This is a genomic window from Candidatus Cloacimonadota bacterium, assembly GCA_011372345.1.
Taxonomy (GTDB): Bacteria; Cloacimonadota; Cloacimonadia; order Cloacimonadales; family TCS61; genus DRTC01.
This window is the reverse complement of the sequence record DRTC01000177.1, coordinates 1-1,978: the sequence shown is the minus strand read 5'-3', so window position 1 is coordinate 1,978 and position 1,978 is coordinate 1. Positions and strand designations below refer to the sequence as shown.

Genomic DNA, 1,978 nt, shown 5'->3' with positions numbered 1-1,978 from the left:
GGCTCGGGAATGGGTTCACCAAAAAAAACAAAATTGGGTTTTAGAACAGTTCCACATCTTTCACATTTAGGCGGCAATTGAGATATATCTATGTTCGTCGCGGAATAAATTTTATTACAGTTTGTACATATCAAATTTCGAGATGTTCCGTGAAATTCATATACTTTTTTACTTCCTGCTTGCTGATGAAGGTTATCAATATTTTGTGTATTAACAGAATTGATATAACTTAATTTTTCCATTTCTGATAGAGCGAAATGTGCAGCATTTGGTTTTGCTTTTCCAAAAAAATCATAAAATATTTCTTTGATCAATTTCCAGGATTCGAGAGGATATTGGTTAAAATAATTAATATCCAAAAAGATAGGATCGAATTTGCTCCATAAACCATCTTTCCCTCGAAAGGGCGGAATCCCGCTTTCCACTGAAATTCCAGCACCCGTGAATGCTGTTACATGTTTGGCATTGTTAATGATTTGAGAAGCTTTTTCAATCATTTAAAATTCCTTAAAGACCCTTGCTAATGATTTTCCAGGAGCCTGAATATCAAGATCAAGAAAATAACCGAATGGAGTTTGTGATACTTCATAACCGGAATTTTTCAATCTTTGTTCAGCTCGATTAAACAGTTCTTTTGTTATTCCTTCTTCTGCTTTGCTCATAGATAAATGCGCAAAAGAGTGTAATACAATATTGATTGTATCATTTTTCTTTGCAGCCCATTTCAGGTTTTTGATCATTTTGGTTTCCACTTTTGAAATATCTTCTTCGTCTTTTTGCTCCACCTGAATAAATCCTACAAGTGTATTTTCAATCTGTTTTTCCTTCTCATATTTTTCCACAGATTCCAGATTTTTGATGTTGGTTTTATAGGCAAATTTTTCGGAATAGATCATTAAAAGTTTCATTTTATTGCTCCTTTCTTTGCTTTCAATAAACGAATATGTTTCTTTAAAAATGTTTTCTCCCTGAATTCACCAAAACCAAACTCAGACAAGATAGGCTTCCAATCCCGTTCCACATAGTCAAAAGCATATTTACATTCGATTATTTTAAATGGAATTCTGAAATAGAATGGTGTTTCATCAGTAACAAATTCATTGAAATCAAGAATAATAAATTCGCCATTTTCATTCAAAGCGTTGAAAGCATTTTGGATAATATTTTTCTGAACTTCAAAAGGAAAACCGTGAAACACAAAGGAAACAAAAACTTTATCGAATTTTTTATCAAGTTCAAATGGCTGGTCAATGCGTTGATTTATCACATTGATATTCTGATGATTTTTTGTTTTCTTTTTAAATTGCTTGATCATTGATTCGGAAATTTCCAGACCTAAGATTTCACTTTTTCCAGAAAGATATTTATTCATCAAGAGAGCATTTCTTCCGGTGCCTGCTCCAAAATCTACAACTTTATCATTTTGAATTAAATTAATTGATTTTATCGCTTTTTTGATAAATAAGCTGTACCCACCAAATGTAGCGAAATTGAGAATGCTATCATAAAATTTTGCGGTAATTTCCTGAAGCTCCACTTTAGAATCAGGATAAATCTTATTCTTTTTCATCTTGAGATAATCTATCTCCTTATCATCGCAGAATTGCATTTAGGGCATTTTGTTTGATAACACGGAATACCTCGTTGATGTGGTTGTGAATGTCCACAATTTGGGCAAACACAATAACCGCCCCGTCCCTGTCCAGTTCCTTTGTTTCTACCGCGACCACCACCGGAGGGCATTCCTCTGCCAGCTCCTCCGCCGGAAACCATTCCTCGCCCACTTCCTCCTCGAGTAAAAGAAGAATTAATTTGGGGGGAATTTTCTCCTTGAGTTTGCGATGATGTATCTGTGATAATTGCATTCACAGGGCAGGCATTTGCTGCTTCGGTGATACAAGTAGCATTTTCACTTATTACTTTTGCGATCTCATTATCTAGTTTAAAAGCTTCGGGACATATGTTTACACAAACTCCG

At 34.5% G+C, this 1,978-nt stretch carries 4 protein-coding genes; all 4 read right to left on the bottom strand.

The window, feature by feature from the left end; genetic code table 11:
• On the bottom strand, positions 1–497 hold a 497-nt coding region (locus ENL20_03425; GenBank protein ID HHE37608.1), incomplete at its 3' end, for an RNA polymerase subunit sigma.
• Positions 498–908 (bottom strand): hypothetical protein, encoded by a 411-nt coding sequence (locus ENL20_03420; protein HHE37607.1) that lies wholly within the window; start codon positions 906–908, stop codon positions 498–500.
• Positions 905–1,570: a class I SAM-dependent methyltransferase gene (locus ENL20_03415; GenBank protein ID HHE37606.1), complete on the bottom strand. Its 666-nt coding sequence runs from the start codon at positions 1,568–1,570 to the stop codon at positions 905–907. Before ENL20_03415 ends, ENL20_03420 begins: the two co-directional genes overlap by 4 nt.
• A gap of 11 nt (positions 1,571–1,581) precedes the next feature.
• The coding region (locus ENL20_03410; GenBank protein ID HHE37605.1) for a hypothetical protein at positions 1,582–1,978 on the bottom strand (397 nt) is incomplete at its 5' end.